The organism is Streptomyces sp. NPDC059247, from assembly GCF_042754005.1.
GTDB lineage: Bacteria > Actinomycetota > Actinomycetes > Streptomycetales > Streptomycetaceae > Streptomyces.
Window position 1 is genome coordinate 142,155 of record NZ_JBHYZW010000008.1, and the last position, 19,726, is coordinate 161,880.

Sequence of the window (19,726 nt, forward strand, 5' to 3'; positions counted from 1 at the left end):
GTGCGCGGTGCGCGGTGCGCGGTGCGCGGTGCGCGGTGCGCGGTGCGCGGTGCGCGGTGCGCGGTGCGCGGTGCGCGGTGCGCGGTGCGCGGTGCGCGAGAGAAAAGCAGTGGCCTCTGCTCGGGGGCCAGACGATCATGACCTCGTGAAACCGTTGAGGATCGTCGCGGGCGACGCGACCAACCCCCAGGCGAAGGGGCCGAAGATCATCGCCCATGTCTGCAACGACCTCGGCGGATGGGGCAAGGGATTCGTCCTGGCGATCTCCCGTCACTGGCCCGAACCGGAGCGCGAGTACCGCCGCTGGCACCGCGAGCGCGCGGGTAACGACTTCGCCCTCGGAGCGGTGCAGATGGTCCGCGTCCGGTCCGACATCTGGGTCGCGAACATGGTCGCGCAGCGCGGGATGAGGACGGGGAGCAGCGGACCGCCCATCCGGTACGACGCCCTCGAACGCTGCCTCCGAGCCGTCGCTGAGCACGCCCTCGCCGACGAGGCCTCTGTTCACCTGCCCCGCATCGGCTGCGGCCTCGCCGGTGGCAGATGGGAACGCGTCGAGCCGATCATCCGTGCGTCTCTGAGCGCCCGCGACATCGCCGCCACCGTCTACGACCACGCCTGAGACCGCCTCGCTGATCCCATGACCGGTGACCCTCGGGCCCCGGCCTGCCCTTCCCGTCCCTCCCGCCCCCGCCCCGGTTCCTGCCCTGGCCCCGCCCTCGGTACGGCCCTGGTCACGGCCTCCGGGAACATCTCCCGCCCCTCGTTCGTCATACCCCCCGAGGGTATACAGAGGAGAGTTCATGACCACGAGAAGACTGACCGCGCTCACACCCGAGCAGGCGCCGGGCCGGGCCGGGGAGCTGCTGGGCGACATCGTCGGGCGGCACGGCTCCGCCGGGGAGATGGTGTCGACGATGGCGCACTCGCCCGCGCTGCTCGACGGCTATCTGAGTCTGTCGCGGGCGATGAAGCGGGTGAAGATCCCCCGCGCGCTGAGCGAGAAGCTGTCGCTCGCGGTCCAGGAGTGGATCGGCTGCGGCACCTGCCAGGAGGCGCACCGGGCCGCCGGTCTCGCGGCGGGGCTCACCGAGACCGATGTCGAGCTCGCCCGTCAGGGCACGTCGACGGATCCCCGGGAGGCGGCGCTGATCGCCCTCGCCCTCCGCGTCCTCGCCGAGCCGGGCTCCCTCACCGACGAGGACGTCGCCGAGGTGCGGGCGCACGGCTGGAGCGACCGGGTGATCGCGGAAGTGGTCGGAGTGGTGACGCTGAACCTCCTGACCGGGGCGTTCAACCTGCTGGCGGGCATCCAGCCGGACCGGCGGGCCGAAGACGGCGAGGACGGTGAGGACGGCTGACACCCCTGACCGCCGACCCGCCCCGCCCCGGACGGACCGGGCGCGCCGGTCCGTCCGGCCGTCACCGGCAGCCCGGCCCACGGCAGCCCGTCCGTGACCGCCCGGCCCACGGCAACGCGGTCCGTGACCGCCCGGTCCACGGCCGCTCAGTCCACGGCGGGCGGCCCGAAGGTGACGTCGGCGGCGGCGACGGTGACCTCCGCGTCGCTTCCCAGCGCGTACGCCGCCACCCGTGAGGCGACGGCCGCCGGAACGGCTTCACAGACCCCCGGCACCGCCGGGACGTCCTGGGTGGCGTGGGCGTCGAACGGCACGACGACCCGGTAGTCCCGGTCCAGCGCCGTGCGGGCCGTCGCCTGGACGCACATCTCCGACATCACCCCGCAGACGGCGACCGACCGGACCCCGGCCCCGGAGAGGACCGCGCCGAGCGAGGTCTCCCGGAAGCCGTCGTCGAACGGCTTGCGGACGACCACCTCCGTGGGGCCCGGCTCGACGGGGTGGTGCAACTCCCAGCCGGGCGTGTGCGGCTCGTCCTCCGCGCCGGGCGGCCCGTCGTTCTGCAGATGCACGACGAACGCCCCCTCCTTCCGGGCCCGTGCCAGCAGATCGGCCGTGCGGTCGACGAGCCGGGCGGCGTCCGGTACGGCTCCGGGGCCGGTCACGAAGGCGGACTGGACGTCCACGACGAGCAGGGCGTCCACCAGGGACGGGCGGGCGGCGGGCGGCGGTGACGAAGGCGCGGTCATCCCGTCATCATCGGGGCGGCCCTCCCCCGCCGCCACGGGTTTTCGTCCGGCGCGCGACGGGGTCCGGCGGCCCGCCGCTACGGGACGGGGCTCGTCACGCCGGGGGCGGCGGGCAGGGCGTCCGGGAGTTCGTCCGGCAGCTCGGTCTGCGGGGACAGCAGGTCGCCCAGCGCGGCGAGGCGGATCAGCCGCAGGATCGACGGCTGGTCGCACACGAGCCGCCAGTGCGCCCCGCTCCGGCGCACGCACCCGGCGCAGTGGGCCAGGAGGCCCAGCCCGGTGGCGTCGCAGAAGGTGAGGCCGCGAATGTCGAGCGTCAGGGCGTCGGACTCCCTGACGAGGGCGTCCAGCTCGGGACGCAGGTGCCGGACCAGGACGAGGTCCAGCTCGCCCCGGAGGGCGGCGACGGTGGTGCCGTCGGCCGAACGGACGACCAGGTACGGGTCATGACGGGGGATCAGTTGCATCGGGCGCTCCACAGGGTGGCTCCATGTGTCGCTCCGAGCGTGGCCGCCCTCCTTCCGGAAGGGACGTTTCGCCTGGACCGCTATCACCTGAATCGGTGAATGCCCGGACCGTTCCCGCTCGTACGGGCACCCGATGGGCGTATAGGTGCGCGAGGTGCGCGGTTCACGCCTCAGCCTCCACATCCGTCACGGGGATGCGCGACGCACGCGTGCGCGTACCCGGAGCCGGTCGGAGAGACGGAGCCGGACCTCCCCGCGTGATGGAGCTCGCCCTTGACGATCGGGAGGCGGCACGGACCGCGCCCACAGGAACGGCGGGCGGACTCGGGTCGGGCGCCCGCGCCCTCCAGAACGTCCGGGGGCGAGCGGCCCTTCGGACCACGGAAGGCGACACCCCGGACGGTGACGGGTTCCGCCGGATCGACCCCGGCGGGCCGGTGGGGTCGCCGGGGCGCCGTCGGCCTCGAAGCGGATGCGGCGGCCCGGGTACCCGAGGCTCTCAGCGAGCCGCCGGAAGGCGTACGGGCCGAGGGCCTGGGCCCAGGGCCTGGGGACCCGCACCGTCCGTCCGTCGAGGCGTCCGGACGGCTCGCCGACCAGGGCGGCGATGAGGAGTCCGGCGGGTCCCCGGCGGTCCAGGTCCGGGACCGGAGGACGCGTTCGGCCCGGATGCCGGAGCGGGCGGCGGCGAGTCCCTCACGGAACAGCGCCTCGCCCGGAGTCCGGCAGCGTGCGACCCCCGGCGCGCTGAAGGGGCGCGACGGCGAGGGTCCGCGTCACCCGCGCCCGATGACGACGGCGTCGCAGCAGGCGCCACTCACCTCACCGCGCGGGACCGGCACCCGCGCCGGTGGCCGGGACCGCGCCACCGGCCGGGGACGTACCACCGGCCATGGCCGCACCCGCGGCCGGGGACGGACCCGCAGCCGCGCCCGAGCCGGTGACCGCGACCGTCTCCGCCCCGGCCGTCACCGCCCCACCCGTCTCCGCCGCGACCGCTTCCGCGCTGATGCGGTCGAACTGCGCGCCCATCGCCGCCGCGAGCGCCCGGGCGGCGGAGAGCGGCCGGACCATGACCGTGAAGTCGTCGATCCGGCCGTCCTCGTCGAAGTGGAGGAAGTCGCAGCCCTGGATCTCCTTGCCGTCGACCTCGGCGGTGAAGACGAGCGCGTGGTCCCGGCCGTCCGCGCCCGCGATCTCGCGGACGTACCGGAAGTCGGTGAGGACGCGGATCACTCCGCGCAGGATCGCGGCGGTGAGGGCCCTGCCCCGGTACGGGCGGAACGCCACCGGGCTGGTGAAGACGACGTCCTCCGCGAGCATCGCCTCGACGGCGGTGTGGTCGCGCTTCTCGACGGCCTGACGGAACGGGTGCATGACAGAGACCCCTTATAGTCAATTTGTTGAATAGACGCACTCGCAGCTAACCGCATGGCGCCGGGCCACGTCCAGGGCGCGGGCACCCCGGCCCGCGACCCACCCCGCCCAGGAACAGCCCTCCCCGAACCGACCCCGCCCCGCCCCTCCCCGTCCCACCCCGAAACGGCCCGCCCCCGATCAGGCCTCCGGCTCCGCCCGGCGTCGCAGCGGCGGCCGGGACAGCGTGGTCCACGCCCGCAGCAGCCATTCGAGCGGGCCGTACCGGTGACCCCGCAGCCACCACCGGGCGGCGACGGCCTGGACGGCGAAGAGCGCGAGGGCGACCGCGAGGACCTCGGACGGCGACAGCCGGCCCGTCAGCCCGGCCCCGTAGCCCGTGAACAGCAGGGCGCAGACCAGGGACTGGGTGAGATAGCCGGTCAGGGTCATGCTGCCGACCGGCCCGAGGGCGGCCACCACGCCCCGCCCGAACCGCCCCCGGGCGAGCCGGAGCACGGTGACGGCGTACGCGGCGGTGAGCAGCGGCGCGGTCACGACGTCCACGCCGAGCGCGAGGATCTGGTACGCGCCTCCCGGGCGCACCAGGCTCGCGTGCGCGTACACGACGGCGCCGAGGAGCCCGGCCGTGAACCCCGCCCACTGGAGTCGGGCGAGGGTCCGCCGGTGCCGGTCGAGGTCCGCCATCACCCGGCCGCGTCCGGCGGCGAGACCGAGGAGGAAGGCGGCGAGGGCGGCCGGAGCCTGGAAGAAGACCAGCAGGTAGACGACGTCGGGCAGTTGTGACAGATGCTCCCGGACCACCTCGCCGGGGCCGCCGCGCAGCGCCTCCGTCGTCCGCGCGGCCTCGGCGGCGGCGCCCGGGTCGACGCCGCCGGTGCCCGTGAGGTGCACGCCGAGCGCGAGCAGGGCGTAGAGGGCGGCGGTGGTCACCAGGATCACCACGGCGGTGCGGATCGCGGTGCGGGGCGCGATCCCCCGCACCGCGAACAGGACCAGGCCGAGGACGGCGTACGTGGTGAGGATGTCGCCCGGGAACAGCAGGACCGCGTGGAGCGCGCCGAGGACGAACAGTCCGGCCAGGCGCCGCAGGAAGCGCGGCCCGAAGCGGGCCCCGCTCCGGGCGGCGGAGTCCAGTTGGAGCGTGAAGGCGTAGCCGAACAGGAACGAGAACAGCAGGAAGAACTTGGCCTCGAAGAACACCGCCACCAGCCATCCGGCCGCGTCGTCGAGGGGCGTACCGAAGGCGGGGTCCTCGGCTCCCGAGCCGTGGTGGGCGGACGCCAGATAGCCGATGTTGACGATGAGGATGCCGAGCAGGGCGAAGCCGCGCAGGGCGTCGACGTGTGCGAGCCGCCCGCCGGTGGCGGCACCGGCGCCGGTGGCCGGGCCCGTTTCCGTACGGGTGGCGTCCTTGCGGGCGGTGGCGTCCGGGGGCGCCGCTCCCGGGCCGTCGGCCTTCGTGGTCTCCATGACCCCCCACTTCAGAACTATCGAATGAGAAACGCTCGTATCGAGAATGAACGTATTACTATCGATAGCGCAAGTCGACGAGGAGGAGGTCCATGGACACGGAACCGGTGGTGTGCCGCGAAGTCCCCGAGGGGAGCGAGGCGCGGGTCGCCGCGCTGTACTGGGAGGCGTTCGGGCGCAAGCTCGGCGCCGCCCTCGGCCCACCCGACAAGGCCCGCGCCTTCCTCGCCGAGCATCTCCACCGCGACCGGGGCGTCACCGTGCTCGTGGACGGCGAGGTCGCCGGGGTGGCGGGCTACCGGCTCGGCGGGCGCGGCCTGACGGGCGGCGGCGCCTCGGACGTCCTCGCCGCGTACGGGGTTCTGCGCGGACTGCGCGGACTGGCCCTGCTGGCCCTCATGTGGCGCCACCCCGCCGGGCGGGAACTGGTGATGGACGGCATCGCCGTCGCCGCCGGGCACCGGGGCGAGGGCCTCGGCGGCCGACTGCTGCGGGAGGTCGCGGCGGTGGCCGCCGGGGCGGGGTGCCGTCGGATCCGGCTCGACGTCATCGACGTCAACCCCCGGGCGCGCGCCCTGTACGAGCGGCACGGCTTCACCGCCACCCGCACCGAGCACACCCCGTACCTGCGGGATCTGATGGGTTTCGGCGCGGTCACGACCATGCACCGGCCCGTCACGCCGTCCGACGCCCGCCCGGACGGGCGGGCCCCCGACTCCCGGGAGCCCCGATGAGGACCACGACCGCGCCGGACGGCTCGGAGGAGCCGGTGAAGACCACGACCGTCACGGACGACCCCGTGGACCCGGTGAAGACCACGACCGTCACGGACGACCCCGGGAAGCCGGTGAAGACCACGGTCGCGACGGGCCGCTCCGGAAAGCCGGTGCGGCCCGCGTCCGACGTGCCGGAGGGCGGCGGCTCCTCGGACGCCGTCCCGACCCGCACCCTCGTGCACGCCCTCGTCCGTGCGGACGGCACCGTCGACGCCGGGGAGCTGTACGAGGTCGCGGGGCTGCTCTCGATGACCGACCAGCAGGTCAGGCTCTGCGTGAAACGCCTGGTCGCCGAGGGCCTGTTCACCCAGGAGGGGCGTGGTCGCGGGGCCGTCCTGCGTACGGTCGCCGAACCCTCGGGACCGCTCGCCCCCGACGTCTCCCATGTGCGCCTCGCCTACCGCCAGGACCGGGGGCTGGCCCCGTGGGACGGCGTCTGGCACCTCTTCGCGTTCGCCGTGCCCGAGTCCGCGCGGGCGGCCAGGGACGCGCTCCGCGACACCCTGCTCGGTCTCGGCGCCGCGCCCCTCCAGGGCGGGCTGTACGTCACGGCCCACCCGGTCGAACCGCTCGTCGGGCACCGGGCGGAACAGCTCGGCGTGCCCTCCCAGGTCGCCTACCTCACCAGCACCGACCTGCGGATCGGGGCCCCGGCGGAGCCCCGGGAGCTGGCGGCGGCGCTGTGGCCGCTGGACGGGATCGCCGCCCGGTACGAGGAGCTGGCCGCCGCCGCCCGAGGCTGCCTGGACCGGCTCGAAGGACCCGGACCGCCGACCGGACCGGAACGGCTGACGCTGGCCGTCCGGCTCGCCGCCGTCTTCACCCGCGCCATGCGCCCCGATCCGCTGCTGCCCCCGGAGCTGCTGCCCCGGCCCTGGCCCGGCGCACGGGCACGGGAACTCTTCGCCACCGCCTGGTCCGCCCTCACGACGGCGGCGGAACGGGACCCCGGCCCCTCCTCGCCCCGCCTGTTCGCGCTGTACGAGGACCTCACCGGGCGGTCGGCACCGGAAGCCTGACCCGGCGGACGCCGTACCCGGCAGGCACCCGCCGGGGCCACGCGGGCGGCCCCCGGTACCGGAGAAGGGGAAAAGAGGACCGGCCCCGCGCACAGGACCGGACTCGGGGGGCGAGTCCGCGCGTCCGTGGGCGGGGCCGGAGACAGGGGGCGGGAGGTCCGGGGCGCGGGCGCCCCGGGCGTGGATCAGCCCGCGTGCCGGGCCATCCACTCCTCGACCTCGGCCGAGGAGCGCGGCAGACCCGCCGACAGGTTCTCGTTGCCGTCCTCGGTGACCAGCAGGTCGTCCTCGATGCGGACGCCGATGCCGCGCCACTCCTGCGGCACGGTGAGGTCGTCGGGCTGGAAGTAGAGACCCGGCTCGACGGTGAGGAGCATTCCCGGTTCGAGGACGCCGTCGACGTACTCCTCGTTGCGGGCGTGCGCGCAGTCGTGGACGTCGAGACCGAGCATGTGCCCGGTGCCCGCCATCGTGAAGCGGCGCTGGAGACCCAGCTCGTACGCGCGCTCGGCGGGGCCCTCGATGAAGCCCCACTCGACGAGCCGGGCCGCGAGGTGACGCTGCGAGGCCTCGTGGAAGTCGCGGTAGGCGGCACCGGGCTTCACGGCGGCGATGCCCGCCTCCTGGGCCTCGTACACCGCGTCGTACGCCTTGCGCTGCACCTCGGTGAAGGTGCCGCTGATGGGGAGGGTGCGGGTGACGTCGGCGGTGTAGAGCGAGTGGGTCTCCACGCCCGCGTCGAGGAGGAGGAGTTCGCCGGGCCGGACCGGGCCGTCGTTGGAGGTCCAGTGCATGATCGTGGCGTGGTCGCCCGCGGCGCATATCGAGCCGTAGCCGAGGGCGTTGCCCTCCAGGCGGGCGCGGCGGAAGAAGGTGCCCTCGATCCACCGCTCGGAGGTGGCGACGGCGGTGGAGAGGTCGGCGACGCAGTCGGTGAAGCCGCGGACGGTGGAGTCCACCGCCTTGCGCATCTCGCCGATCTCCCAGGCGTCCTTGACGAGCCGCAGGTCGGAGAGCGCCTCCTCCAGGGCGTCGTCGCGGTCCTCGTCGGTGGTGACGGCGGCTTCGAGCCTCGGGTCGTGGCCGCGCACGATACGGGTGGGGACGCCGGGGGCGGCGGCCAGGTCCTCGGCGGCGGCGCGGACGTCCCGGCAGGGCAGGCCCAGGACGACCTCGGCCTCGCGGAGGGTGCGGCGGCGGCCCATCCACAGCTCGGCGGTGGCGCCGAGCCAGAACTCGTCGTTGTCGCGGCTGTCGCGGGGCAGCTGGTAGCAGTAGGCGTCGTGGCCGCCGTCGGCGCGGGGTTCGAGGACGAGGGCGCCGTCGCGGGCCTGGTCGCCGGTGAGATGGACGTAGCCGGTGTACGGGCGGAACGGGTACGTGTCGTCGTTGGAGCGGGTCTTCAGATTGCCGGAGGGGATCACCAGGCGCTCGCCGGGGAAGCGCGCGGAGAGCGCGGCGCGGCGCGCGGCAGCGTACGGGGACTGCTCGGCGGGCTCCAGATCGTGCTGCTCGGTGTCCGCCCACCCCGTCCTCATGAGGCTGGAGAGTTCCTCGGAGACGCCTTCGTAGAGGCCGTTCTTGCGACCCTTCGCCACGTCCTGCACCTTCTTCCGGATGAGTTCCTGGGCCGCCGGACATCGGCGGCACCCCGGAAGGTACTCCGCTCCGGAGCCGCCGGGTGCCCGGGACCGCCAGTGGCACGGATCGGACACGGCGGGGCCGCCCGGGGACGCCGGAGGGCCGCATAATCGGTCCATGGCGAACGAGAAGCTGAGCGAGGCCCTCCGTCTCCTGGGGATCGGTCCCGGGGCGGTGCGGGTCTACCGCAGCCTCCTGGCGGAGGGCCCCGCGCCGCTGAGCGCGGTCGGCGACGCCGCCGGTGTGACGGGCCCGGAGCTGGCGGAGGCGTACCGCGAGCTGGTCGACTCCGGTCTGGCGAGCACCGCCGACGAGGAGCGGGAGGTGGTCGCCCCGGTGCCGCCCGCCGCCGGTCTGGAGATCCTCGGGCGGCGGCGGGCGGCCGAGCTGGACTCCTCCCGGATCACGGTCGGGAGCGCCTTCGACTCGTTCCGGCGGCACCGGCTCGCCGGGTACCACGATCCGCTGGTGGAGGTCGTCACCGGCGAGGCGATCGGGCTGCGGATGCGGCAGGCGTGGGCCAGCGCCCGGGAGCAGATCCGGCAGTTCGACTCGCCGCCGTACTTCCCGCTGGAGGGGGCCACGGACGACGCGCTCGCCACACTCGCGCGGGGGGTGACGCAGCGGGTGGTGTACTCCCGGGCGTCCCTGGAGCACCCGGGGCAGCTGGAGAACGCGATCGAGCCGTGCGTCGAGGCGGGCGAGCAGGCCCGGGTGCTGCCGTCGGTGCCGGTCAAGCTGGTCGTCATCGACGACGCGTACGCGCTGGTCGCCCTGTCGATCAAGGAGACGGACGTCTACAACACCATGCTGGTCGTGCAGCCGTGCGGGCTGCTCTCGGCGCTCGTGGCGCTGTTCGAGACGGCGTGGCAGAGCGCGCTGCCCCTGCACGGGCGGACGGCGCGGCCGGCCGCCCTGCTCCCGGCGGACCGTCGGCTGCTGCGGCTGCTCGCGGCCGGGGCGGACGACGAGGTCATCGCCCGGGAGCTGGGGGTCAGCCGCCGCACGCTGTTCCGCCGGGTGCAGGTCCTGATGGCCAGGCTCGGCGCTACGAGCCGTTTCCAGATGGCGTTGCAGGCACAGCGCTCGGGCTGGCTGTGACGCCGTCCCCGGTGAGCCGCTGCCACAGGTAGGTGTGGACGAGCGCGCTGTTGTGCGCGGCCTGTTCGTTGTCGCCCGCCCCGGCGTGGCCGCCGCCGGTGTTCTCGTGGAACAGGACGGGGTGGCCGAGTTCCCGCAGCCGGGCCGCCGTCTTGCGGGCGTGGCCGGGGTGCACCCGGTCGTCCCGGGTGGAGGTCATCAGGAGGACCGGCGGGTACGGGCGGTCCGCCGCGAGCCCGTGGTACGGCGAGAGGTCCAGGAGGTGCGGGCGGTCGGCCTCGTCGTCCGGGTCCCCGTACTCGGCGATCCAGGACGCGCCCGCGAGGAGCTTGTGGAAACGCGTCATGTCCAGGAGCGGGACCTCGGCGACGATCGCCCCGAAGAGTTCGGGGTGCCGGGTGAGCATGGCGCCCATGAGGAGGCCGCCGTTGCTGCCGCCCTTGGCGCCCAGCATCGCCGGGGTGGTGATCCCGCGCGCCACGAGGTCCTCGGCGACGGCCGCGAAGTCCTCGAAGGCCCGGGGGCGTTCGGCGCGCAGGGCCGCCTGGTGCCAGTCGGGGCCGTACTCTCCGCCGCCCCGGATGTTGGCGATGACATGGGTGCCGCCGCGCTCCAGCCAGGCGCGGCCGGTCACCGCCCCGTAGAAGGGGGTGAGGGAGACCTCGAAGCCGCCGTAGCCGTAGAGCAGGGTGGGGCCGGGTCCTGTGCCGGTGCGGTCGGCGCCGATCACGAAGTACGGGACGCGGGTGCCGTCCCGGGAGGTCGCGAAGTGCTGGGTGACGGAGAGCCCCGAGGTGTCGAAGCGTTCCGGGGCCCGCTTGAGGACCTCGGAACCGGCGCCGATCCGCCCGAGGTGCAGGGTGGACGGCTGGAGGAAGCCGGACACGTCGAGGAAGTACTCGTCGGAGGCGTCCGGGTCGGTGCCGAAGACGCTGACGGCGGACAGCTCGGGCACTCCGGCGAGCGGGCGGCGCTCCCAGGGGCCTTCGGCGGTGGGGGTGAGCACTTCCAGGCGGGTGCTGACGTCCCGCATCGTCTCCAGGACGAGGTGGTCGCGGGTCCACAGGTGCCCGGCGAGGGCGGTGCGCGGGTCCGGGACGAACAGGGCCCGGTGGGTGCGGTCCCCGGCGAGGAAGTCCTCGAAGTCGAAGGCGAGGAGCGAGCCGGTGGGCCGGTCGAGCCACGGGGACTTCAGGGTGACGAGGAGGTGCCGGTGGTGGACGTCGATGTCGGCGTCCTCGGGCACCTCGATCCGGACGAGGGTGCCGTCGGGGCGCAGCAGGTGGACCTCGCTCCGGAAGAAGTCCAGGGAGCGTCCGACGAACTCCCGCTCGTAGCCGGGGGTGGTGTCGTGGCTGCCCCAGGCCGACACGTCGCCCCGCTCGGCCTCGAAGACCGTCTCGGCGTCCGCCAGGGGCGTTCCGCGCCGCCAGCGCCGGACGGTGCGGGGGTAGCCGGAGTCGGTCAGGGAGCCGGGGCCGTGGTCGGTGCCGACGAGTACGGCGTCGGCACCGGCCCAGCCGATCCGGCTCTTCGCCTCGGGCAGCCGGAAGCCGTCCTCGACGAACTCCCGCGTCCCGAGGTCGAATTCGCGGACCACGGCGGCGTCCCCGCCGTCCCGGGAGAGGTGCAGGAGGGCCCGCCCGTGATCGGGCCGCCGGAGCTCGGCCCCGTCCCACACCCACTTCTCGCCCTCCGCCTCGGCGAGCGCGTCGAGATCGAGGAGCGGTTCCCACGCGGGTTCGTCCGCGCGGTACCCCTCCAGGGTGGTGCGCCGCCACACGCCCCGCACGTGCTCGGCGTCCTGCCAGAAGTTGTACAGGTGGTCGCCCCACCGCACGGGGTAGGGAATCCGGTCCGAGGCGTCGAGCACCTCGCGCAGGCGCTTCTTCAGCGTCTCGAAGCCGGTGTCCCCGGCGACGGCGTCGGCCGTCTCGGCGTTCCGTTCGGCCACCCACGCGAGCGCGGCGTCCCCCGAGATGTCTTCGAGCCACAGGTACGGGTCGTCATCGGTCATCTTTGTATTGTGCAGGCCGGGCGCGGTCCGCCGGAGGGCAGGTCAGGGGGCGTCCACGCGCCGCAGCAGGGCCGCGAGGTGGTGCCCGAGGGGTTCGCCGACCGCCGCCAGGTCGTGGGTGAAGTCCAGGGTGGCGCCGTCGAGGACGTAGCGGCGGCGGGTGGCGTCGACGCGCTTGGCGGTGGGGGTGAGGGCGACGCCGTCGGTGACCAGGTCCACCGTGCCGTCCCGCGCCTCGCCGACCATGATCTCCGCGATGCCGGTGGGCTGGGTGATCAGCGCCTCGACGGCTCCTCCGGGGCGCAGCCGCCACCAGCCGCTCTCCCGGGCCGCCGGACGCAGCGGGGCGCCGTCCGGGTCGATCAGCCAGGCGCGGGCCTCGTAGTGGAGGAAGGGCCGCCCGTCGTGGCTGAAGGTCACTTCCTGCGCGTACGTGAAGTCGGCTTCGAGGGTGGGGTATCCGCCCTTGCCCCGCCCGGTCCAGGTACCGAGGAGTCCGCGCACGGGGCCGAGCAGCTCGTGCGGCGCGGGCGTCCCGTCGGCCCGGAAGGCGTCGGGGTAGGGGAACTGCCGGTCACGTGGGGACATGGGTGCGCTCCTGGGTCGGATCCGGTTGCCGCAGGGCAGCTTAGGGGCCGTTCCCCCGGTCGAGGTCCTGGCCGGGCGGTCCCGGACGAGATCCGGTCCGGCGGCGGGGGCGTCCGGCACCGGGGCGGGACGGCCGTGGCCCGGCCGGGCGGGCGGAGGGCGACCGGACTGAGGCCGGGCAGGCGGAGGCCGGGCAGGCGGAGGCCGGCCGGACTGAGACCAGGCGGGCGGAGACCAGGCGGGCGGAGACCAGGCAGGCTGCCCCGCCCGTCCGGCTTCGGGCGGGGGCCGGGGGTACGACCCGGACGGCGGTACGGCCCCGGCGGGGACAGCGGTAGGTCCGGCCGGACCCGCGCCCGAGCCCGGACGCGGCCCCCCGGCCGGGAGGTGCCGCCCGGCCGAGACCTGATCCCCCGACCCTGGGGGGGCGCCCGCGCTCCCCCGCCCCGCCCCCGTTACAGCGGGCCCGGTCAGCCTCCCCGTAAGACCGCCGTACGACCGCCGTACGACCCCCGTAAGACCGCCGTACGACTCCCGCAACGCTCCCGACACGACGGTGTACGCGTCCCGTCACACGGCGGTGTCCTGGCGGGTGCTCCCCGGGCGTCCGGGCCGTGGACCGCTCGTCCGGGCTCCGAGACGGGCGTTGACCCGGTCCGTGCCCGCCGCATACCTTCGCGCCATGCCGCGTACAGCCCTGCTCACCACGCGTGGTCACATCGACCTGCTGCGGGTGGCCTCCGCCGCGTGTCGCCCCGGCCGCTGACGCCCGCCGCCGCCCGTCCTCCCCCACGCACCGGTCCGCCGTGCGCGCGTGTTCCCGCCGCGCCCCGGCCGCCGTCGCGCACCCGTTTCCCGTCCCCAGGACCCGCCGCCCCGGTCGGCCCGGCGCGCGGCCACGGAAAGGCCTCCCGATGAGCGTTCACCTGCACTGGTTCCTGCCCACCGGCGGCGACGGCCGGACCCTCGTCGACCGGCACGCCTACGCGGACGGCGGGATCACCCGCGACCGGGCCGTTCCCGGGGTGCGGGCGCCGGACGTCGAGTATCTGGCCCAGATCGCCAAGGCCGCCGAGCAGTTGGGGTTCGAGGGCGTGCTGACGCCCACCGGCACCTGGTGCGAGGACGCGTGGCTGACGACGGTCGCGCTCGCCCAGCACACCGAACGGCTCAAGTTCCTGGTGGCGTTCCGGCCGGGCGTGCTGTCGCCGGTGCTCGCGGCCCAGATGGCGGCCACGTACCAGCGGATCACCCGGGGCAGGCTGCTGCTCAACGTGGTGACCGGCGGCGACTCGGTCGAGCAGCGCCGGTTCGGTGACCGGCTGGACCACGACCGGCGGTACGCGCGGACGGCGGAGTTCCTGTCGGTGGTCCGGGGCGTGTGGGGCGGGCGGCCGTTCGACTTCGCGGGCGAGCACTTCCAGGTCGAGGGCGGGCTGACCGCGCTACCGCCGGACCCGCTGCCCGAGATCTTCTTCGGGGGTTCCTCGGCGGCTGCCGGTCCGGTCGCGGCGGAACACGCGGACGTCTATCTGACCTGGGGCGAGCCGCCGTGGCAGGTCAGGGAGAAGCTCGACTGGATCAGGGGGCTCGCGGCGCGGCGCGGCCGGACGGTCCGCTTCGGCATCCGGGTGCACACGATCTCCCGCGACTCGGCGCGCGAGGCGTGGACGACGGCCGGCCGGCTGCTGTCGACGCTCGACGAGGAGACGGTCGCCTCGGCGCAGCGGGTGCTCGGCCGCAGCGAGTCGGTCGGCCAGCAGCGGATGGTGGCGCTGCACCGGGGCGGCTCGCTGGACCGCGACCGGCTGGAGATCGCGCCGAACCTGTGGGCGGGGGTGGGGCTGGTACGGGGCGGGGCGGGCACCGCGCTGGTCGGCAGCCACGCGGAGGTCGCGGACCGGATCGAGGAGTACCACGACCTGGGGGTGGAGCACTTCGTGCTGTCCGGCTACCCGCACCTGGAGGAGGCGTACTGGTTCGGCGAGGGCGTGCGGCCGGTGCTGGCGGCGCGCGGACTGCTGCCCCCGCTCCCCGGGGCCCCGGGCGCGCGGTCCTCGGCGCCCGGCGGGGCGGCGCCGCTCGCGCCGGGCGGCCGGACCTGACGGAAAGAGCCCCGGGCCGCAGCGTCTGCGCTGCGGCCCGGGGCTCGGTACGCGTGTGGTTCCCGGTCCCACGGACCGGTGCGACCGGGAACGTGATCCTTCGGGCCGGTGCGATCAGGAACGCGGCCCGTCGGAAGCGGTGTGACTAGGAGAAGAAGCCGAGGGCCGACTCGCGGCTCCACACGGTCTCGGAACCGTCGTTCTGGTAGAAGACCGGACCGACACGGTCGATGACACCGGCGAACGTCGTGGTGTCGGCCCGCTGGCCGCCGTGCTCGCCGTTGTAGGAACCGCCGCCGCCACCACCGTGGGCCAGGGCACCACCGGCACCACCGAGCAGGATGCCGGTGGCGAGGACGGACGCGGCCAGGACAGAGCGCATACGCATGAATACTCCCGTGGTCTCTTGTGCGACGCGGAGGAAGGAGCCGCGTCGGTCGGTCCAACAGCGCGTGCCGATCACGGGACACGGGCCGTCCCTCCGATGGCCCACCGGGGTCACCCACCGGGCTGACCGGGCGGCGGGAAGATCCACGCCCCCGGCCCGGTTGGTAGAACCGTGAACGACATTGGGGTGAGAGACGGGTCGGACGGCGGACGGTCCGGGCGGCCGGTGGACGTCGTCGTGATCGGCGCCGGGCAGGCGGGGCTGTCGGCCGCCTTCCATCTGTCCCGGTCCGGTCTGGAGCCGGACCGGGACCTCGTGGTCCTGGACCACGCCCCGCGCGCGGGCGGGGCGTGGCAGTTCCGCTGGCCCTCGCTCACGTACGGCAAGGTCCACGGGATGCACGCGCTGCCCGGCATGGAGCTGACCGGCGCCGATCCGGACCGGCCGTCGTCGGAGGTGATCGGCGGGTACTTCGAGGCGTACGAGCGGACCTTCGGGCTGCGGGTCCACCGGCCCGTGGACGTCACCGCCGTCCGGGAGGGCTCCGGCGGGCGGCTGCTCGTCGAGACCTCCGAGGGCCCGTACGCCGCCCGCGCCCTGGTCAACGCCACCGGCACCTGGGACCGGCCCTTCTGGCCCCGCTACCCGGGCCAGGAGACCTTCCGGGGGCGTCAGCTGCACACCGCCGGATATCCGGGACCGGCGGAGTTCGCGGGCCTGCGGGTGCTCGTGGTCGGCGGCGGGGCGTCCGGCACCCAGCACCTCATGGAGATCGCGGACGTCGCCGCCGACACCTTCTGGGTGACCCGGCGCGAACCGGTGTTCCGGGAAGGGCCCTTCGGCGAGAGCGAGGGCCGGGCCGCCGTCGCGCTGGTGGAGGAGCGGGTACGGCGGGGGCTGCCGCCACGGAGCGTCGTCTCGGTCACCGGGCTGCCGCTCAGCGACGCGGTGCGGGCGGCCCGCGCGCGGGGCGTCCTGGACCGGCTGCCGATGTTCGACCGGATCACCCCGACCGGGGTGGCCTGGGACGACGGCCGGACGGTCGACGTGGACGTGATCCTGTGGGCCACCGGCTTCCGTGCCGCGATCGGCCATCTGGCCCCGCTGGGCCTGCGCGAGCCGGGCGGCGGCATCCGGGTCGAGGGGACGCGTGCCGTACGGGACGGACGCGTCCATCTCGTCGGCTACGGCCCGTCGGCCTCCACGATCGGCGCCAACAGGGCCGGACGGGCGGCGGCGTCCGACCTCCGCCGTCTGCTGGCCCGGCCCCCGGCCGGAGCCGTCACCGCCGCCCCGTAGGCTCCCGCGCGAAGGGGTCCGCGACGGGTCGCCGGCGTCGGGCGCCGCCCGGGCGCGGGGTCGGGCGCGGTCAGCCTCGTTCCGCGCCCCGGTTGGCGTTGAACTCGGCGACGTTCTCCTGGTGGCGGGCGTAGTCGGCGGTGAAGCGGGTGTCGCCGGGGGCCACCGTGACGAAGTAGAGCCAGTCGCCGTCCGTCGGGCGGATCACCGCGTCGAGCGCCTGGTCGCCCGGGTTGCCGATGGGAGTCGGCGGCAGCCCCTTGCGTTCGTAGGTGTTGTACGGGTTGCGGATGCGGGTGTCCTCGTAGCTGGTGTCCACGGTGCTGCGGCCCAGCGCGTAGTTGAGGGTCGAGTCCATCTGGAGGGCCATGCCCCGGGCGAGCCGGTTGTGGACGACCCGGGCGACCTTCGCCATGTCCTCCGGATTGTCGGCCTCGGCCTGCACGATGCTCGCGGCGATCACGGTCTGGTAGACGCTGAGCCCCTGGGCCTTCGCGCCCGCCACGATCCGGGCGGCGCCGAAGCGCTTGGCTGCGGTGTCCACCATGAACTTCAGCAGCCCCTGCGGGGTGGTGCCGCCGGTCACCGGATAGGTCGCGGGGAACAGATAGCCCTCGGGGTTGCCGCCCGCCGCCCGGGGCAGCGCGAGGGCGGCGGCGGGCGCGGTCGCGGTCTTCCGCGCGGTCCCCTCGGGCAGCCCGAGCGCCCGGTCGACGGCGGTGTAGACCTGACGGGCCCGCCAGCCCTCGGGGACGAGCAGGGTCCGGGCGGGTTCGACGGCGGGTTCGTCGCGGGTCAGGAGCAGCGGGACGCCGACCCCGACGGCCACCGCGAGGACGGCGCCGAGGAGCAGTGCCAGCCTGCCGCGCCGGGTGAGCCGGGGGCGTCGTGGCGGCCGGGGCAGGGACGGACGGCGGGAGCGGCGCGGGGGTGCGTACGGTGAGGACGGCCGGTACGTCATGGCCGCACGCTAACCCGGCCGGAAGCGGAATCCCGGGAACCGCGCACGCGGCGGCGCCGCCGACCCCCGGGGACGGGGGACCGACGGCGCCGGGCACTGCGATCGTCAGACGAGCCATCCCAGGAAGTGGAAGACGCCGGCGAGCAGGTTGGTGATGACGTTCATGGGGTGTTTCTCCTCGTACAGGTACATCGGTGTGGGACTGCGCGGTGACGGTCTGCAGCCCGTCGAACGCACACCGCAATCATCGGACGCCGTACGGGAGCGGGGCAATGGATACCGGAACGATCACACGTTCTGGGGAACAACCGCTCCCACGTTCGTTTGTTCGTCGAACGTGGTGGTGTCCGCACCGCGCGCGTCCCGGCGGACCAGGGCCGCGTACCGCCCGTCCCGTGCGAGGAGTTCCTCGTGGGTGCCGCGCTCGGCGATCCGGCCCGCCTCCAGGACGACGATCTGGTCGGCGTCCCTGACGGTGGAGAGGCGGTGGGCGATGGTGATCGTGGTGCGGCCTTCGGACAGGGAGTCGATGGCCCGCTGCACGGCGTGCTCCGTACGGGTGTCCAGGGCGCTGGTGGCCTCGTCGAGGATCAGCACGGGCGGGTCGCGCAGGATCGTGCGGGCGATGGCCAGGCGCTGCTTCTCGCCGCCCGAGAAGCGGTAGCCGCGCTCGCCGACCAGGGTGTCGTAGCCGTCCGGCAGCGAGGCGATGTGGTCGTGGATCTGGGCGGCGCGGGCCGCCGCCTCGATCTCCGCGCCGGTGGCGTCCGGCTTGGCGAAGCGGAGGTTGTCGGCGACGGAGGCGTGGAAGAGGTACGTCTCCTGCGAGACCACGCCGATCGCACGGGCGAGCGTGTCGAAGTCCAGGTCGCGCACGTCCACCCCGTCGACCGTGACCCGGCCGCCGGTGACGTCGTACAGCCGGGGCACCAGATAGCTGAGGGTCGACTTGCCGGAGCCGGTGGGGCCGACGACGGCGAGGCTGCCTCCGGCGGGGACCGTGAGGTCGATGCCGTCGAGGGTGGGGCGGCCCTCGCCCTCGGGGTCGTAGCGGAAGCCGACCTTCTCGAAGCCGATCTCGCCCCGGACCTCGGGGAGCCGGACCGGCTCGGCGGGTTCGGTGATCTCCACGGGCAGGTCGAGGTACTCGAAGATGCGCTGGAAGAGGGCGAGGGAGGTCTGCATCTGCACACCGGTGGAGAGCAGGCTGACGGCGGGCCGGAAGAGTCCCTGCTGGAGCGAGACGAAGGCGACGAGGGTGCCGAGCGAGAGCGCCGAGCCGCCCGGGGACAGGACGATGCCCGCGGCCCAGTAGATCAGGGCGGGCATGGCGGCCATGACGATGCCGATGGTGGACATCCGCCACCGGCCGGCCATGGAGGAGCGCACTTCGAGGTCGACGAGCCGCTCGGACTCCTCGGCGAAGGACCTGGTCAGCGAGTCGGCGCGGCCCATGGTCCGGCCGAGCAGGATGCCGCTGACCGAGAGGGACTCGGTGACGGTGGCGGCCATGGCGGCCATCTGCTTCTGGCGCTGGGTGGTGATCCGCTTGCGCTCGCGGCCCACCCGGCGGCTGATCCAGACGAAGACCGGGAGCAGCAGCAGGGAGACGGCGGTGAGGCGCCAGTCGAGGGCGAGCATGGCGACGACGGTGGCGACGACGGCGGTGAGGTTGGAGACCAGGGAGGTCGCCGTGGAGGTCACGGTGGCCTGCATCCCGCCGATGTCGTTGGCGATGCGGGACTGCACCTCGCCGGTGCGGGTGCGGGTGAAGAAGGCCAGCGGCATCCGCTGGAGCTGCTCGTACACCCCGGTGCGCAGGTCGTGCATGACCCGCTGGCCGACGGTGGTGGAGATCAGGGTCTGGAGCACGCCGAAGACGCCGGTCAGGACGGCGGTGGCGATCATGCCGAGGGCGAGCAGGCTGAGCAGCCCGGTGCGGCCCTGGGGGATCGCGGTGTCCAGGATCTCCTTGAGCAGGAACGGGGAGGCGACCGTGACGAGCGAGGCGGCGCCGACCAGGAGGCCGACGAGCGCGAGGCGCGCGCGGTAGGGGCGGAAGAGCCGGAGGATGCGCCGTAGCTGCGCGGGCTCCCCCGGCTGGGCGGGATCGCGGGGCGGCGGCGTCCATTCGGACCGGTCGTCGGGGCGCATGGGCTCCTTCGGGGGATCGGCGGTGGTCGGTGAGAGCCTAGCTCATTGTTACCTATGTTCACAATGAACCACCTCCTGATATTGTTCCCGCATGAGCACCTCCGCCGTCCCGACCGGAGCCGTCCCCGCCGAGCCCGCGGCGACCGGAGCCGTCGCGCGCACCGCCGTACCGGCACCGGCGCCTCCCCTCGGCACCCTCCCCGCCCGGACCGGCCGTCCGGGCGGGTCCGACGCCGACGGGCTCCTCGCC

17 protein-coding genes and 1 pseudogene are annotated in these 19,726 nt (G+C 74.5%); 7 read left to right on the forward strand and 11 right to left on the reverse strand.

Annotation, left to right across the window (positions count from 1 at the left end; genetic code table 11):
- Positions 1-145 precede the first annotated feature (145 nt).
- Positions 146-622: a macro domain-containing protein gene (locus tag ACFXGN_RS17295; protein WP_384859458.1), complete on the forward strand. Its 477-nt coding sequence runs from the start codon at positions 146-148 to the stop codon at positions 620-622.
- A 181-nt stretch (positions 623-803) separates the two neighbouring features.
- Complete coding sequence (locus tag ACFXGN_RS17300; RefSeq protein ID WP_384859461.1) at positions 804-1,361, forward strand: carboxymuconolactone decarboxylase family protein; 558 nt, start codon at positions 804-806, stop codon at positions 1,359-1,361.
- A 146-nt stretch (positions 1,362-1,507) separates the two neighbouring features.
- Here the strand turns inward: ACFXGN_RS17300 and ACFXGN_RS17305 are convergent, their stop codons facing one another.
- From ACFXGN_RS17305 to ACFXGN_RS17320, 4 genes and pseudogenes are all read right to left on the reverse strand, one after another.
- Positions 1,508-2,110, reverse strand: coding sequence for an isochorismatase family protein (locus ACFXGN_RS17305; protein WP_384859463.1), 603 nt, complete (start codon positions 2,108-2,110; stop codon positions 1,508-1,510).
- Between the two features lie 77 nt (positions 2,111-2,187).
- Positions 2,188-2,577, reverse strand: a complete 390-nt coding sequence (locus ACFXGN_RS17310; protein WP_384859465.1) for an STAS domain-containing protein — start codon at positions 2,575-2,577, stop codon at positions 2,188-2,190.
- 990 nt (positions 2,578-3,567) lie between these two features.
- Positions 3,568-3,954 (reverse strand): annotated as a pseudogene (locus ACFXGN_RS17315) (nuclear transport factor 2 family protein); the annotation flags it as partial.
- 180 nt (positions 3,955-4,134) lie between these two features.
- Positions 4,135-5,427: a DUF418 domain-containing protein gene (locus ACFXGN_RS17320; protein ID WP_384859468.1), complete on the reverse strand. Its 1,293-nt coding sequence runs from the start codon at positions 5,425-5,427 to the stop codon at positions 4,135-4,137.
- Positions 5,428-5,519: 92 nt separating this feature from the next.
- Between ACFXGN_RS17320 and ACFXGN_RS17325 the strand changes: the two genes are divergently transcribed.
- Together ACFXGN_RS17325 and ACFXGN_RS17330 are read left to right on the forward strand one after the other, a co-directional pair.
- Positions 5,520-6,161, forward strand: a complete 642-nt coding sequence (locus ACFXGN_RS17325; RefSeq protein ID WP_384859470.1) for a GNAT family N-acetyltransferase — start codon at positions 5,520-5,522, stop codon at positions 6,159-6,161.
- Positions 6,158-7,222 (forward strand): PaaX family transcriptional regulator C-terminal domain-containing protein, encoded by a 1,065-nt coding sequence (locus ACFXGN_RS17330; RefSeq protein WP_384859472.1) that lies wholly within the window; start codon positions 6,158-6,160, stop codon positions 7,220-7,222. The genes ACFXGN_RS17325 and ACFXGN_RS17330 overlap by 4 nt, the downstream gene beginning before the upstream one ends.
- A gap of 185 nt (positions 7,223-7,407) precedes the next feature.
- Here the strand turns inward: ACFXGN_RS17330 and ACFXGN_RS17335 are convergent, their stop codons facing one another.
- Positions 7,408-8,820, reverse strand: coding sequence for an aminopeptidase P family protein (locus ACFXGN_RS17335; RefSeq protein WP_384859475.1), 1,413 nt, complete (start codon positions 8,818-8,820; stop codon positions 7,408-7,410).
- Between the two features lie 160 nt (positions 8,821-8,980).
- Between ACFXGN_RS17335 and ACFXGN_RS17340 the strand changes: the two genes are divergently transcribed.
- Entirely contained in the window at positions 8,981-9,964 is a 984-nt protein-coding gene (locus ACFXGN_RS17340; protein ID WP_384859477.1) for a LuxR family transcriptional regulator, read from the forward strand.
- On the opposite strand, the gene ACFXGN_RS17345 is transcribed toward ACFXGN_RS17340, so the two are convergent.
- Positions 9,912-11,981: a prolyl oligopeptidase family protein gene (locus tag ACFXGN_RS17345; RefSeq protein ID WP_384859478.1), complete on the reverse strand. Its 2,070-nt coding sequence runs from the start codon at positions 11,979-11,981 to the stop codon at positions 9,912-9,914. The two genes, ACFXGN_RS17340 and ACFXGN_RS17345, sit on opposite strands and share 53 nt — an antisense overlap.
- 42 nt (positions 11,982-12,023) lie before the next feature.
- The gene (locus ACFXGN_RS17350; protein ID WP_384859479.1) at positions 12,024-12,569 is read right to left on the reverse strand and encodes an FABP family protein; all 546 of its coding nucleotides are present in this window, start codon (positions 12,567-12,569) and stop codon (positions 12,024-12,026) included.
- A 914-nt stretch (positions 12,570-13,483) separates the two neighbouring features.
- Here ACFXGN_RS17350 and ACFXGN_RS17355 point away from each other — a divergent pair.
- On the forward strand, positions 13,484-14,674 hold the full coding sequence (locus ACFXGN_RS17355) for an LLM class flavin-dependent oxidoreductase (protein WP_384859481.1): 1,191 nt from the start codon (positions 13,484-13,486) through the stop codon (positions 14,672-14,674).
- Positions 14,675-14,819: 145 nt separating this feature from the next.
- Here the strand turns inward: ACFXGN_RS17355 and ACFXGN_RS17360 are convergent, their stop codons facing one another.
- Entirely contained in the window at positions 14,820-15,062 is a 243-nt protein-coding gene (locus tag ACFXGN_RS17360; RefSeq protein ID WP_384859484.1) for a hypothetical protein, read from the reverse strand.
- Between the two features lie 186 nt (positions 15,063-15,248).
- Here ACFXGN_RS17360 and ACFXGN_RS17365 point away from each other — a divergent pair, with 186 nt between their 5' ends.
- Positions 15,249-16,361: an NAD(P)-binding domain-containing protein gene (locus tag ACFXGN_RS17365; protein WP_384859486.1), complete on the forward strand. Its 1,113-nt coding sequence runs from the start codon at positions 15,249-15,251 to the stop codon at positions 16,359-16,361.
- Between the two features lie 70 nt (positions 16,362-16,431).
- On the opposite strand, the gene mltG is transcribed toward ACFXGN_RS17365, so the two are convergent.
- From mltG to ACFXGN_RS17380, 3 genes are all read right to left on the reverse strand, one after another.
- Positions 16,432-17,322: an endolytic transglycosylase MltG gene (gene mltG / locus ACFXGN_RS17370; protein WP_384859489.1), complete on the reverse strand. Its 891-nt coding sequence runs from the start codon at positions 17,320-17,322 to the stop codon at positions 16,432-16,434.
- 105 nt (positions 17,323-17,427) lie between these two features.
- On the reverse strand, positions 17,428-17,559 hold the full coding sequence (locus ACFXGN_RS17375) for a hypothetical protein (RefSeq protein WP_384859491.1): 132 nt from the start codon (positions 17,557-17,559) through the stop codon (positions 17,428-17,430).
- 51 nt (positions 17,560-17,610) lie between these two features.
- On the reverse strand, positions 17,611-19,476 hold the full coding sequence (locus ACFXGN_RS17380) for an ABC transporter ATP-binding protein (RefSeq protein ID WP_384859494.1): 1,866 nt from the start codon (positions 19,474-19,476) through the stop codon (positions 17,611-17,613).
- Positions 19,477-19,726: the final 250 nt, after the last annotated feature.